Source organism: Congregibacter sp., assembly GCF_965660375.1.
GTDB lineage: Bacteria > Pseudomonadota > Gammaproteobacteria > Pseudomonadales > Halieaceae > Congregibacter.
Window position 1 is genome coordinate 15,450 of record NZ_CBFHZO010000049.1, and the last position, 13,475, is coordinate 28,924.

The window sequence follows — 13,475 nt, forward strand, 5'->3', positions numbered from 1 at the left end:
CCTTGACCGGCAATCTGGCAACCGGTGATGCCTCTGAATTGGCTTCTGTTCTCGAATTCCTTCGAGGCTCCTTGCCCTTTAATGAACTGAGTGACGGGGAGCTGGAGGCCGCCGTATCCGCCATGCAAGTTTCCTATCACCCGCACGGCGAGCGCTTTTCCGTGGATAGCGAGCACTCGGGGCTGCGTATTCTGCGAAGCGGCGCCGTAGACATTCGCGACGGTGACAACAAGCTTTTGGATCGTCTGGGGGAGGGGGAGAGCTTCAGCATTAGCGGGCTCAATGCCGGCGAGAAAAACGTCTTTGCCCTGGTGATTGAGGATTCACTGATCTACCGGTTGCCCGATGAGGCCTATCAATCCCTGCGCGGCGCAAATCGGTCCTTCGATCGTTATTTCAGTGGGCAACGGAGCCGACGCTTGCGCCGTGCCGCACGCTATCAACCGGAACCCAATGCCATGCTGGCGCCGGTGAGTTCGGTGATGACCCGGGATATTCTGACGGTGCCCTCTACTGCGACGGTGCGCGAGGCCGCGATGGCCATGGCCGAGCGGCGGGTGTCTTCGGTTTTCGTGGTCGCGGGCGATGAGCTGCTGGGTATTCTGACGGATCGCGACCTACGCACCCGGGTTTTGGCGAGGGGTTTGAGCAGTGAGATGCTGGTGAAGGAGGTGATGACGCCGAATCCTGAGGCAATTTCCAGCGACGAGACCTTGTTTTCGACGACGCTGATGATGACCCAGCGGCGTTTCCATCATCTGCCCGTGCTGGAGGAGGGGCGTCTTGCCGGTATCGTGACAACCTCGGACCTCATCGTAGCGAAGAAAAATGACCCGGTGTATCTGGTGCAGCATATCTCACGGCAAGACAGCGTCGAGGGTATTCAGGAGCTGGTGGGGTCCATGGGTAACCTCATGGTGGAGTGGGTCGCCGGTGGCATGCGAGCAACCCAGGTGTCGCAAATCCTGACGGCAATTTCCGACGCTGTGGCGATACGTCTGATACAACTGGCGGAGGCGGAGCTTGGCGAGGCCCCGGGGCCCTGGGCCTGGTTGGGCTTTGGCTCCCAGGCGAGAGCTGAGCAGTTACTGGGTGCCGATCAGGATAATGGCATCGTGATCGCCGACAGCGTCAGCGATGCGCAACTGCCCTGGTATGAGAACCTGGCAATTAAAGTGTGTGACGGCCTGGCGCTCTGCGGTTACAAGTACTGCCCCGGCGATATCATGGCCAGTAACAAAAGCTGGCGCCTGCGCCTGGTTGACTGGCAGGACACGGTACGCAACTGGGCCAGAACACCTACCAACGATGCGGTAATGCGAGTGAGCATCTTCTTTGATATCCGCGCGCTTTATGGTGATCGCGATCTGGCGAAGGCCCTACAGGATGTCATGCTGACCGAGGCCAGCAGCAATTCAATCTTCCTCGCAGCGTTGGCGGCGAATGTTCTGGACAACAAACCGCCCCTGGGGGTCTTCCGGCGTTTTGTGGTGGATCGCAATGGTGAACATCGCGATACCCTGGACATCAAGAAACGGGGCGTGTTACCCGTGACGGAAATAGCCCGCCTCCATGCCCTGGCAAATAAGCTCCCGGAGGTGAACACCTCGGCCCGTTTACAGTCCCTCATCGGAGCAGGGCAGCTGGCGATTGTCGATTCGCGGAACCTGACCGACGCTCTGCACTTCATCCAGGGGCTGCGTATGGATCATCAGTGCGCGCAGATTCAGCGGGGGGAGCCGGTAGACAATCACATCAATCCGCGGACCTTGCCCCGCCTGGCAAAAGAGCAGCTTCGCGATGCCTTTACCATCATTGACGAGGCGCAGGCCTCGGTTCGTCAGAACTATCGCGCTGGCATGGCCTGATGTGGAAGCTCAAGCTGCGGCGCTGGCGGTGGTCTCTTCGCACGGAATTGCCCGGTGCCGTCTCCCGTGCCTGGTCGCTGCCATTGCCCGCAATGGCGACGCCGGTGGAGAAGCTCGATTTTTTGGTTTGTGATGCTGAGATGTCGGGTTTGGATCCGAGAAAGGCCGAGCTCCTTAGTCTCGGGTGGGTTCATGTTAATGGCCTGGAGATTGCCTTGGGGAGCGCGCGTCACCTACTTATTCGCAACAGAGCATCGGTGGGGCAGAGCGCGACGATTCATCAGCTTCGGGACTGTGAGCTCAGCGATGCGGGTGACGTCAAGCAGGGACTGGAGGCGCTGCTGGAGGCCGCTCGGGGTTGTGTGCTCGTCTTTCACAACGCGGCCCTGGATACCGCATTCCTTGATTACGCCGCGAGGGAGGTTTTTGGGACTCCGCTACTGCTGCCGACCATCGACACCCTGCTCCTTGAGCAGCGGCTGCTACAGCGACAGGAATGTCCCATCGGGCAGGGAGACCTGCGCCTGGGTGCCTGTCGGGAGCGCTACGCGTTGACATCGCACAACGCTCACAACGCCTTGGGCGACGCCATGGCCACCGCGGAATTGCTGCTAGGGCATATTGCGAAACGGGGTAGGGGACTGTTGCTTAGAGACCTGAGCTGAAAGTAAGGCGCCCCACAACGCTCTCCGCAACTCCCTCCGCAACTCCCTCCGCAACTCTAAACGCCCACTAGAATGGGTTTACTGCCAGATCGAAACCCGTTTCTCCGGTGCGATATACAGCGCGTCGTCTTTCGTTAGATCGTAAGTTTCGTAAAAATCCGAGAAATTCGACAGCACACCGTTGACCCGCACCTTATCGGGCGCATGGGGGTCGTTTTTCACGAGAAGCTCCAGGAAGGCATCCCGCCACTTCACACGGCTGGATTGGGCAGTCCCCAGGAAGAAACGCTCTTCTGCGGTAAAACCATCGATTACCGGCGCCTCTTTTCCTTCCAGAGACATCCGGTAGGCTTTTAATGCGATGGCCGTGCCTCCCAGGTCGCCAATGTTCTCTCCCAGTGTGAGTTCGCCATTGACCGATAGCCCCGGTTTCACTTCATAACCGTTGAACTGGTCGACGAGGCCCTGGGTTCGTCTTTCGAATTCTGCGCGGTCTTCCTCGGTCCACCAGGAAACCAGGTTGCCATCACCGTCAAACTTGCTTCCCTGATCATCAAAGCCGTGACCGATTTCGTGTCCGATGGTCACACCGATGCTTCCATAGTTCACTGCGTCTTCCGCGGCGGGGTTGAAGTTGGGCGGCTGCAAATACGCCGCGGGGAAGACAATTTCATTGAGGCCCGCGTTGTAATAGGCGTTGACCGATTGGGGAGCCATAAACCATTTCTTTCGGTCGATGGGCTTGCCGAGCTGATCGACGTTCTCGTTGTGGCTAAAGATGCGGGCCCGCTTGATGTTTCCCAGCAGATCATCCGGCGCCACGGTCAACGCGCTGTAGTCCTCCCATTCATCGGGATAGCCGATTTTGGGGGTGAATTTCGAGAGCTTGAGAAGCGCCTTTTCCCGGGTTTCCTCTCCCATCCAGTCGAGATTGCGAATGGAGTCCTCGTAGGCCGCGATAAGATAGCTCACCATCTCATTCATCTTCTCTTTGGCATCCGGCGAGAAGTGCTTTTCGACATAAAGCTGCCCCAGCGTCTCGCCGATGAGTCCGTTGACAGAACTCAGAGCCCGGCGCCATCTCGGCACCTGCTCTTCGCGGCCGTAAACAGCTTTTTGGTAATCGAAACGCGCATCTACAAACTCGGACGACAGATAGCCTGCGTAGGCGGTCAGCAACCGCGTGGCGAGATAGGACTTCCAGCTCTCCACTGAGGCATCCCTAAACAGCTGGTTAACTGCCTCAAAGTAGGAGGGTTGCTGCACGACGTAGTAGGGCTGTTCCTCTACCCCAATGCCCGCAAGAAAACGATCGAAGTCCACTGTGTCCAGCATCTGCGTGATAGTTTCGTGATCGGTGGGGTTATAGGTCAGCTCCCGGTCCCGGTCTTTGACTTTATCCCACTGATGTTCCGCCAACGCCCTTTCCAGAGCATAGACCTGATCCGTCGCCTTTTCCGGTTCTGCGATCCCGGCGAGTCCCAGCAGGGTGCTCACATAGCGTTTGTAGGCGCCGATCAACGCCTGCCCGCGCTCGCTGTCGTCAAAGTAATAGTCGCGATCGGGCATGCCCAGACCAGACTGCGTGAAATACACTACGTAGACTGAGGAGTCCTTGGAGTCCTGACTGACGAAAAAATTGAAGGGTCCATCCAGCCCGGCCGCGTTCATGTCGGCAAGGTAGGCGAGAATGTCGTCGTGGGTCTGCAGTGCGGAAATTTCTGCCAGATCCTCACTCAAGGGGCTTATCCCCAGGGCCTCTACGCGCTCCTCGTCGATCCATGCGCGATAAAAATCCATGAGCATCTGCGCGTGGGGAAGATCGGAGCCCTCCGCCAGAAGTTCCTCCACTATGGCGCGGGACTGCTCGAGGGAGTCCTTACGAAGCGTCATGTAGCTGCCCCAGCCGATCTCTTCGGCGGGGATTTCTGTTTCCGCCAGCCAGCTGCCATTGGCGTAGCGGAAAAAGTCGTCCTGGGGGCGCACCGACCGGTCCATGCCTGCGGTATCGACACCGGAGGCCAGCGTTCTGCCGGCTTCTGTGCCGGTGGCTGCGCCCGCAGGCGCATTGCTTGTTGAGGACTGATTGCAGGCAGAAAGGAGTGCTGCTGCAAGAACAAGAGAGGCGTAATTTTTCATCATGAAGTAAAACCTGAGGCTCAAGGCTTGTTTGTTTTTAAGGATAAAGGGAACTCAACAGTCCACAAGGGTCGCAAACAGCACTTGAGGGCAAGCGCGGGGTTTCAGCGACGAACCGTGGGCGGCCACCGGCGTTGGGGGGTGCGTTAGGGTGTTGAGGCCATGCCATGCAGACCCCAATCCTTGTCACCCCAGAGCTCTTTTACACGCTTGTCCCGGCCACAGCCGAAGCGATAATACTTGTAGCGCAGGGGATTCTTTTCGGCATAATCCTGGTGGTACTCCTCCACCGGCCAGAAGCGCCCTGCGGGAAGAATGACCGTAGCGACATCATCGTTGGGAAATAGTGCATCGACCTCTCCAAGGGTTCGCTCGGCGGCCTCCCGCTCCTGATCATTACCAACGAAAATGGCGGTTTTATAGCTGAAGCCACGATCACAAAACTGGCCGCCGGCATCCAGGGGGTCTACCGTGCGCCAGAAATGTGTCAGGAGTTCTTCGTAGCTGATCTCGTCACTGTCGTAGGTGATTTCAGCAGCTTCGTAGTGCCCTTCATGATTACCCCGGTAGGTGGGGTTCTGGAGGGTCCCGCCGGTAAAGCCGGAGACAACATTCAGTACGCCGTCGAGTTTTTCGAAATCCGCTTCAACGCACCAGAAACAGCCGCCAGCAAAGCTCGCCCTGCGCTCCTCGGCCTGGGCGCCGGTCGCCAGCAGCGCCAGTAAAAGCATCGGCGCGGTGAGCGCCGCTGCGGGGTTTTTGGAGTGCGCGGCTGGAGTTTTGGAAAGCGCGGTCAGCGGTTTGAATAAGAGCTTGAACAAAGGTCTTCCTGTGGTGTGGCGCAGCATCAGATATTCTCCTAATGATTACCCACTTCGGCAGCGGGTAGGGGAATAGGTTCCCCTACCGCGGCCGTTGTTCAGGCTGCGTCCAGCAAGCGCGCCTTCGCGGCGGCGTACTCTACGCGTAAACGTTCCACCAGGGCCGCTGTGGGCCCAACGCTTTTGACTGCACCAATCCCCTGCCCGCAGCCCCAGATATTTTTCCAGGCTTTGGCATCGGTGTTGCCCCCGGATCCGAAGTCCATGGCCGTGGGATCGCTCTCCGGCAGGTTGCTCGGGTCCAGGCCGGCCGCTTCCACTGAAGGTGCGAGGTAGTTGCCGTGAACACCGGTGAACAGGTTGCTGTAGATGATGTCCGAGGAGTTGTAGTCAACGATAGCCTGTTTGTAGGCCTCTTCGGCATTGGCTTCGTCCGTGGCAATAAAGGCGGAGCCAATGTAGCCAAGATCCGCTCCCATGGCCTGGGCCCCCAGCACGGCATCACCACTGGCAATGGAGCCTGAGAGGAGGAGAGGACCGTCAAACCACTCGCGGATTTCCTGCACCAGCGCGAAGGGTGATGTTGTGCCCGCATGGCCGCCGGCGCCCGCTGCTACGGCAATCAGTCCGTCGGCACCTTTTTCGATGGCCTTCTTGGCAAAGCGGTTGTTGATGATGTCGTGGAGAACAATACCGCCGTAGGAGTGAATAGCGTCATTAACGAATTCCTTGGCGCCCAGGGAGGTGATCACGATAGGTGCCTTGTACTTCACGCACATCTCGAGGTCTTCCTGCAGGCGGTTGTTGGAGCCGTGCACGATAAGATTGACCGCATAAGGGGCGGATGGCGCATCAGGGTTGGCTTCGTCGTAGGCGGCGAGCTCTGTGCTAATGCGGTCCAGCCAGCGATCCAACTCCTCCAGGGGGCGCGCATTCAGGGACGGAAAGGAACCCACGATGCCGGCCTTGCACTGCTCTATGACCAGATCAGGGTTGGAGATAATAAACAGCGGGGCGGCGACGGCAGGCAAACGCAGTCGCGAGGAGAGAAAGTCGGGCAGTGCCATGGAGGGCTCCTTAGTGAATTACAGTAGATCCAAAATCGCTGGGCAGATTAAGGTAAGCCAGGCTTTTATGCAACATTTTGCATACCGCGGCTTAGGGGTGCACAATCTCGCTCTACCACCGCCATTTGAGGAGGCGTCATGGCATTGCGCTACGCGATTATGACCGCGCTGATAGAGGATGAACTGTCCGGCTATGACCTCGCGGGTTCCTTCGACAAGTCTCTGGGGTTTTTCTGGCACGCCTCCCACCAGCAGATTTATCGGGAGCTTGGCAAGCTCAGCGATCTTGAGTGGGTGACCCGCCGTACTGAGGCGCAGAAGGGTCGTCCCGACAAAATTCTCTACGCCTTGACGGACCTGGGTCGGGAGGCCCTCGATGAATGGGTGCTCACCAAAGACCGCATGCGTGTTCAAGAGACCAAAGATGAGCTGTACATCAAGCTCTATAACCTGTCCGAGTCCAATATTGATTACCTGCGCAGCCGTCTGCGGGAGCGCCGGGAGGCCATGATGCAGCGCCTGTATCTCTACGAGCGGATCCGACGGCGACATTACGGAGATCCCGAAACACTCCCCCTTCGCCGCAAGGGCGTGTACCTCGCCCTTCTTGGTGGCATCACCGGTGGCAAGCAGTATCTGGCCTGGTGCGATGACGCCCTGGAGTTGTTGGCCAGTGCCGCGGACGACAGCCCTACGGCTGCGAAAGCGGATACGGCATAATGGGAACCCGGTTCCCGGGCACGGTCCTATCCATAAAGAGCCTGGCATGTATTACCAGTATTTCGGTTTAAGCGAAGCGCCATTTTCCATCGCGGTGAATCCGCGTTACCTCTACATGAGCCCCCGGCATCGTGATGCTCTGGCGCACCTGCTCTACGGCGTGGGCGCCGGTGGGGGATTTATACTGCTCACCGGTGAGGTAGGTACCGGCAAGACCACCATCAATCGCTGTCTCATCGAGCAGTTACCCGACAACGCGGATATCGCCATCGTGCTGAACCCCGCGCTGGACGCCCGGGACATGCTGGCGACGGTGTGTGAGGAGCTGGGGATTGTTTTTGAGGAGCATCGTCCCGGTCTCAAGGAACTCACCGACGCTCTCCATCGTTTTTTACTGGCCAATCATGGCAAGAGCCGTAAAACGGTGCTGATGATCGATGAGGCGCAGCATCTGAGCTTTGATGTGCTCGAGCAGATTCGTCTGTTGACCAACCTCGAAACCAGCGACGAAAAGTTGCTGCATATTATTCTCATTGGTCAGCCCGAATTGGCGGTAAAACTCGCCAGGCCTGAGCTGCGGCAGTTAAATCAGAGGATAACAGCACGCTTCGACCTCCAGCCTCTGACCCCCGAGGAGACCGCCGCCTATATCCGGCATCGTTTGCACGTCGCCGGCATGCCCGCAGGGCGGGAGTTGTTTTCGCCGGCGCTGGTGCGGGCCATCCACAAAAAGAGTAGGGGGGTTCCCAGGGTCATCAATTTGCTTTGCGACCGTATGTTGCTGGGTGCCTACGGTCGCGATAGTGATCGTCTTGATCGCGGACTGTTGAATCAGGCCGTCGATGAAGTTATGGGCACCGCCCATGGAGAATCCGGCGCCGTGCAGGGAGCATGGCGTTTACCGCTGTTGGCGAGCATCGCAGTGCTGACCACTGCTCTCGTCCTGTGGCTCGCGCTGCGCTCAGGATCGGAATCAGCGGTGGAGAAAACCACCAGTGCCATGGCGTTGCCCCAGATGGAGGTGTCCGGTGATGGCAGTGGCAATGCGTCGACGCCCGCTCCCGTGGAGGAGGTATCAAGCGCCGAGCACGACGAATGGCGTCTGTCTCCCCAGGCCGGGGCAACAGCGCTGGGTGCCCTCTATGGCGCAGAACAGGCGATGCCCGCTAACCCCTGCGCTACGGCCCTGGAGGGACTGCGCTGTGAAAAACGCGCTCTGGAAAGTTGGAATCAATTGCTCATGGAGGGGCGACCCGCGCTGCTGGGGCTTCTCGATGAGCGACGTTTCGAGCAGCGGGCCCTGCTCCTCGCTATTGAGAATAACCGGGCGGTGTTGAGTTCTCCGAAGGGGGCCCTGAGCATGCCTCTGGAGCGTATTGCACCCCTGTGGACCGGTGCGGTCTGGCAGCTTTGGCGTCCGTCGCCGGGTGTTGCGCGCACGCTGGAGCGCGGTGACCGCGGTGATGACGTGTCGCGGGTAGCCGCCTTGTTTGCCCGTCTGGATGGCCAGATGCAGCCTCTCACTGATTCGCTCTTTGACAGCCGTCTTGAAGCACGGGTGAAACTTTTTCAGCAGCAGCAGGGTCTTCGTGCCGATGGGGTGCTCGGGGAAAACACCCTCCGTGCCCTGTCGCTCGCAGTGGGTGATGATTTGGGCTTTGCTGAGGCGCAGGCCTGGGCTGACGCGCAATCTGGCGGTAAATCGTGAGGCTAAACAAGCCGGCCTGTATGGGGAGCGCTCGTCTGTGTCGCTGATTCTGGATGCCTTGAGTCGTGCCGAGCGTGAGAAGCGCGAAGAGGCCAGTCCCGCACCGGGCATACTGGCGCAGGAGACCCCCCCAGGGCGATCCGTTGGCAGAACCGGAATAAAGTCCTTAGTGGTGGCAGCCGTTGTTTGTCTCGTGTTCCTTGCGCTTGCGACCCTGCTCATAACACTTCGAAGTACGACGACCGCCCCCGATCTTATTAAACCGGTTGCGGTTTCACTGTCAGCAAACCAGACCACAAGGCAGGTGGACACCGCCGTGAGGGCGCAGCAATCATCACCGACTGATGAAGAGGCCCTCGCAAAAAATATAGCTAGTGAGAAGCGCCAGGCTTCGTCGCTGGAGCAAGACGCCGCGGTCGCGGCACTGTATGCGCGGCCCGCCGAGTCTGCCATCGATGAGACAGACCCGAGGTCCCCTGCGTCCCAGCCCGACGCGGCTACCGGCGTCGAAGCGCCCCCGGTGCAAACTGCACAAAGTCTCAGTGAAAGGGAGATTGATGTGGAGCAGGTGTTACGCGAGGTGCGCGCCCAGGCGGCGAATAGTGGTTTGCAGCCGCACCCCGCATCGCTTCTGGAGGATCTGACAAAGCGGTTTAAAGATAGCGTGCCGACGCTTATGTACTCCCGCCACGACTACAGTAGCTCCGGGCGTTCGACGGTCACGATCAACGGCACAAGCCTGACGCCCGGGCAGCGGACCCGGGGAGTGGAGGTTTTGGACATACTGAGCGACTCGGTGATTCTGCGCTTTCAGGGGAGCGAGTTTCGCCTGCGCGCACTGAACAGCTGGGTCAATTTATGAGTCCCTGATCGTCGGGTCCGGCGTAGGGGACGCGTACGATCCCGGTATCAGTTGAACTCCAGACACAGTGCAATGCGTTTGAACATCCCCCGCTGCTGCGTCAGTTCCTGGGCGGTGAGCGGATGCTGCTCCAGCCAGTCATCGGGAAAATCGAGCTTCAGACCTTTGGACGATGCGTTGATGGCAAAATCCGGTAGCTGCTCGAGAGGTTCAACGTATTTGAAGAGTGTCGCCAGGCGCAATAGTGCTACCAGTCTTTGCAGCCTGAGCAATGTCGCGCCCTCGCTGTCACCAAAAAGCTCCTGACGGATTTTTCCGTGCTGACCCTCTACAAGGACCGCCATATCTTCCTGCTCATGCTGAGGAAAGCCGGGAAGGTCGGAGTTTCGCAGAAGGTAGGCACCGTGGCGATGGTAGTGCTTGTGGGCAATAGCCTTGCCGATCTCCTGGGATAGCGCAGCCCAGAGCAGTAGTTCGCGGTCGCTGTCGGTGAGCTCCCAGGACCTATAGGTCGCATCAAATAGCATACGTGCACGGCGCGCCACTATATGAGCGGATTCCTCGTCGACGTGATAGCGCTGCATCAAAGCGATAATGCTTCGCTCCCGCACGTCTTCATGGCTCAGACGTCCCACCAGATCGTAGACAACGCCCTCGCGCAGTGCCCCACGGGAACTTCGCATCTGGTCTATATCCAATACATCAAAAATTGCTTCCGTGATGGCAACCCCTGATGCGATGACCGACCGTCTCGCGTCGCTGAGACCCTCAAGATTGATGTCATCCAGGTGCTTGAAATCAAGAAGTGCCTTTCGCATGCGTGTCAAACCCTTGCGGGTGATCATGTCGTCGGCCCATTCCTGGGCGATGAGGATCCCCTCGATGGCCTGCAGGGTCCCCGAGGAACCCACGGCTTCTACCCAGTGCTTGCTGCGAAATTGCTTGCGGATGTGGGAAACCTCCACACAGGCGCGATCATAGGCGCATTTATAATTGCTTTTGGAAAGGAGGCCATCCTTGAAGCAATCTTTGCTGTAGGTCACGCAACCCAACTGCAGGCTTTCCAGTTTGCGCGGTTCGAAGCGTTCGCCGATGGCGAACTCGGTGCTGCCGCCGCCGATATCCACCACCAGACGGGACTGGCTGTCATCGGCAAGCGTGTGTGCCACGCCCAGATACACCAGCCGGGCTTCCTCGCGTCCATAGATCACGTCGATGGGTGCGCCCAGGATTCTCCGCGCAGGCTCGGTGAAGGTTTTTCGGTTCCGTGCCCGGCGGAGGGCGTTGGTGCCGACGACGCGTATGCGCTGGGGCTCTACGCTCTGCAGGAGCTGTGCAAAGCGACTGAGACACTCAAGGCCACGATCGATAGCGTCCTGGGACAAGGTGTCCGCCTCCAGCCCGGCAGCCAGCTGCACTTTTTCCGATAGGGCCTGGGCAGGTCGGATCTCTCCCTGCTCAATCCTGGCGATGAGAAGGTGGAAGGAGTTGCTGCCCAAATCTACCGCGGCGAGAAGGCTTCCATCTTTAAGCGCGGCGGGATTTTCCTCGGGTGTCGATGCGTTCTTTTTCTGTGCTTTTGGTGCTTCCAAGATGTTTCTGCAGTCCGTCCCGGGATTGACGGATTAGTTTATCGGAGAGCTTCTCCCGCCGCACCCGGTATTCGAAGGTCGGCGATGGCTTTAGCCCGTGACCAGGCGAGGCACGCGCCTGGGCATGCCCGCCAGGATCTCGTAGCCAATGGTGTCTGCCGCCGTTGCTATTTCATCGACTGTGGGTTCCGCTCCCCAAAGCACTGCTCTGGCACCCACGCAAATTTCCGGGTGCTCCGTCACGTCCAGGGTGATCATATCCATGGACACCCGCCCAGCCAGGAGGGCGCGCTTGCCATCAATGAAGACCGGTGTGCCGTCGGGCGCATGGCGAGGGTAGCCATCACCATAACCGGCGGCTACCGTGGCGATGCGCGAGGGTCTCTTCGCTTCCCAGCGGCCGCGATAGCCGACACGATCACCCGTGGGCACGTCTCGAACGCTGATGACCTCGGCACTGAACTCCATAGCAGGTTTGAGATTCATCTCCGCCGCGGCAGCATCCGCAAGGGGGGATCCACCATAGAGCATGTAGCCGGGGCGAACCCAGTCCCGATGGCTCCCAGGTATTTTTAAAATCGCCGCTGAGTTGGCGGTACTTTGGGCGTAGGGGGCACCGCCCGCCGCTTCATCAAAACACTGCAGTTGCTGTTCTACGCCGTTATCCGTTGGCAGGTCTGCGCTGGAAAAATGCGTACAGAGTACAAGTTCCGACCCCCTCGCCTGGCGCTCAAGCCTTTGCAGTGCTTCGGCTGTGCCTTGTGGACTGAATCCCAGGCGATGCATCCCGGTATCGATTTTCAGCCAGCAGGGGAGGGGAGCGCTGAGCCGAGCCTTTTCAAGCCATTCGAGCTGGTGCCACTCGTTGATACACAGGGTGAGATTTTTCTGCGCCGCTTCCGGAATCTCATCAGCACTCTGGGGGCCTTCGAGCATCAAGACCGGCTTACTGACCCCAGCGTCGCGTAAAGCCAGCGCTTCTGACATACAGGCAACCGCAAAGCCGTCTACGATGTCGTGCAGTGTCTCGCTTACGGTAGTAATACCGTGGCCGTAGCCATCCGCTTTAACGCAGGCCATGACGCGCGAGTTTGGCGCTCGCTCGCGGACCCGCTGGGCATTGTGACGGATGTTTCCCGTCAGGATCCTGGCCTGCGTGGGGCGCGCCACTTCAGTACTCGAAGCGATGCTGGCTGAACAGTGTTTCGGCCTCGAGCCACACGTCGCCCACTTCGCCATTGCCCACGGGTTTGCCTTCGATGGCAACGACCGGGGCTACCTCTTTGCTGGAACTGGTGAGCCAGACCTCATCGGCGTTGTCCACTTCATCGCGGGTGATCACGCGCTCCTGAACTGTGCGTCGAGAATGCTTTTTCAGCATATCAAGGAGCATGAGTCGCGTGATTCCCGGCAGCTTCTGATGATCCAGCAGGGGCGTGGCAATCACGCCATCCTTGACGATAAAAACGTTGCAGGCCGCAGCTTCGGTAAGCTCGTCCTGGCTGTTGAACAGCAGCGTCTCATGGTGTCCTTTTGCATGGCCATGCTGGTAATGCATGACGTTACCCAGCAATGACGTGGACTTGATGTTGCAACGCTGCCAGCGAAGATCCCGGGTCGCCGACACTTCAAAGCGCGTCGCCCGTGCCTTGTCAGCTTTCGGCGGCGGTGCTATCTCAAAGGCAAAGGCAAAACGTGTTGCCTCTATTCCCACAGGCATGGCGTGGTTGCGTTTGCTGTCTGCGCCCCGGCTGACCTGGATATAGATGCCCAGGTTTTCGCCGTCATTGGCGCTGGCGAGCTCATCTACAATAGTACGCCATTCGCTGTGCTCGATATGCAGACTGAGCTCAATGGCATCGAGACCTTCCTGCATGCGCGCCAGGTGTGGGCCCAGTCCGACGCTTTTCCCGCTGTAGACGGGGATGACCTCATAGATGCCGTCGCCGAAGAGAAACCCGCGGTCCATGGGCGAAATCTTTGCCTCGCTCATGGGCATGAACTGCCCATTGAGATAAACCTGATTCATAGTG

Annotated in this window: 11 protein-coding genes; 5 read left to right on the forward strand and 6 right to left on the reverse strand. The window is 58.8% G+C overall.

From position 1 onward, the window contains the following. The first annotated feature begins 2 nt into the window (after window positions 1-2). Window positions 3-1,868: a putative nucleotidyltransferase substrate binding domain-containing protein gene (locus ACTG3T_RS03965; protein ID WP_439100965.1), complete on the forward strand. Its 1,866-nt coding sequence runs from the start codon at window positions 3-5 to the stop codon at window positions 1,866-1,868. Next, window positions 1,868-2,533 carry a 3'-5' exonuclease gene (locus tag ACTG3T_RS03970; RefSeq protein ID WP_439100966.1) on the forward strand — a complete coding sequence of 222 codons (666 nt, stop codon included), beginning with the start codon at window positions 1,868-1,870 and terminating at the stop codon, window positions 2,531-2,533. The genes ACTG3T_RS03965 and ACTG3T_RS03970 overlap by 1 nt, the downstream gene beginning before the upstream one ends. Before the next feature lie 78 nt (window positions 2,534-2,611). Here ACTG3T_RS03970 and ACTG3T_RS03975 read toward each other — a convergent pair whose 3' ends face one another. The 3 genes from ACTG3T_RS03975 to ACTG3T_RS03985 form a co-directional block, all read right to left on the reverse strand. Then, on the reverse strand, window positions 2,612-4,675 hold the full coding sequence (locus ACTG3T_RS03975; protein ID WP_439100967.1) for a M13 family metallopeptidase: 2,064 nt from the start codon (window positions 4,673-4,675) through the stop codon (window positions 2,612-2,614). 143 nt (window positions 4,676-4,818) lie between these two features. Further along, window positions 4,819-5,493 carry a peptide-methionine (S)-S-oxide reductase MsrA gene (msrA, locus tag ACTG3T_RS03980; protein WP_439100968.1) on the reverse strand — a complete coding sequence of 225 codons (675 nt, stop codon included), beginning with the start codon at window positions 5,491-5,493 and terminating at the stop codon, window positions 4,819-4,821. A gap of 98 nt (window positions 5,494-5,591) precedes the next feature. Continuing rightward, window positions 5,592-6,560 (reverse strand): NAD(P)H-dependent flavin oxidoreductase, encoded by a 969-nt coding sequence (locus ACTG3T_RS03985; RefSeq protein WP_439100969.1) that lies wholly within the window; start codon window positions 6,558-6,560, stop codon window positions 5,592-5,594. Between the two features lie 138 nt (window positions 6,561-6,698). Between ACTG3T_RS03985 and ACTG3T_RS03990 the strand changes: the two genes are divergently transcribed. Genes ACTG3T_RS03990 through ACTG3T_RS04000 form a run of 3 tightly spaced genes read left to right on the forward strand, consistent with a single transcriptional unit; the run spans window position 6,699 to window position 9,850 of the window. Beyond that, complete coding sequence (locus tag ACTG3T_RS03990; RefSeq protein WP_439100970.1) at window positions 6,699-7,280, forward strand: PadR family transcriptional regulator; 582 nt, start codon at window positions 6,699-6,701, stop codon at window positions 7,278-7,280. A gap of 46 nt (window positions 7,281-7,326) precedes the next feature. Beyond that, entirely contained in the window at window positions 7,327-8,988 is a 1,662-nt protein-coding gene (locus ACTG3T_RS03995) for an AAA family ATPase (protein ID WP_439100971.1), read from the forward strand. 37 nt (window positions 8,989-9,025) lie between these two features. Then, window positions 9,026-9,850 (forward strand): general secretion pathway protein GspB, encoded by an 825-nt coding sequence (locus ACTG3T_RS04000; RefSeq protein ID WP_439100972.1) that lies wholly within the window; start codon window positions 9,026-9,028, stop codon window positions 9,848-9,850. A gap of 47 nt (window positions 9,851-9,897) precedes the next feature. Here ACTG3T_RS04000 and ACTG3T_RS04005 read toward each other — a convergent pair whose 3' ends face one another. The 3 genes from ACTG3T_RS04005 to ACTG3T_RS04015 form a co-directional block, all read right to left on the reverse strand. Continuing rightward, complete coding sequence (locus ACTG3T_RS04005; protein WP_439100973.1) at window positions 9,898-11,442, reverse strand: Ppx/GppA phosphatase family protein; 1,545 nt, start codon at window positions 11,440-11,442, stop codon at window positions 9,898-9,900. A gap of 90 nt (window positions 11,443-11,532) precedes the next feature. Beyond that, window positions 11,533-12,612, reverse strand: coding sequence for an alanine racemase (alr, locus tag ACTG3T_RS04010; protein ID WP_439100974.1), 1,080 nt, complete (start codon window positions 12,610-12,612; stop codon window positions 11,533-11,535). A 1-nt stretch (window position 12,613) separates the two neighbouring features. Then, the gene (locus ACTG3T_RS04015; RefSeq protein WP_439100975.1) at window positions 12,614-13,471 is read right to left on the reverse strand and encodes an aminotransferase class IV; all 858 of its coding nucleotides are present in this window, start codon (window positions 13,469-13,471) and stop codon (window positions 12,614-12,616) included. Window positions 13,472-13,475 lie beyond the last annotated feature (4 nt).

Excerpts from the sequence above, each read along its gene's own strand:
- ACTG3T_RS03970 (WP_439100966.1), top strand. The coding sequence starts at position 1,868 with ATGTGGAAGCTCAAGCTGCGGCGCTGGCGGTGGTCTCTTCGCACGGAA.
- ACTG3T_RS03975 (WP_439100967.1), bottom strand. The coding sequence starts at position 4,675 with ATGATGAAAAATTACGCCTCTCTTGTTCTTGCAGCAGCACTCCTTTCT.
- ACTG3T_RS03985 (WP_439100969.1), bottom strand. The coding sequence starts at position 6,560 with ATGGCACTGCCCGACTTTCTCTCCTCGCGACTGCGTTTGCCTGCCGTC.
- ACTG3T_RS03990 (WP_439100970.1), top strand. The coding sequence starts at position 6,699 with ATGGCATTGCGCTACGCGATTATGACCGCGCTGATAGAGGATGAACTG.
- ACTG3T_RS03995 (WP_439100971.1), top strand. The coding sequence starts at position 7,327 with ATGTATTACCAGTATTTCGGTTTAAGCGAAGCGCCATTTTCCATCGCG.
- ACTG3T_RS04015 (WP_439100975.1), bottom strand. The coding sequence starts at position 13,471 with ATGAATCAGGTTTATCTCAATGGGCAGTTCATGCCCATGAGCGAGGCA.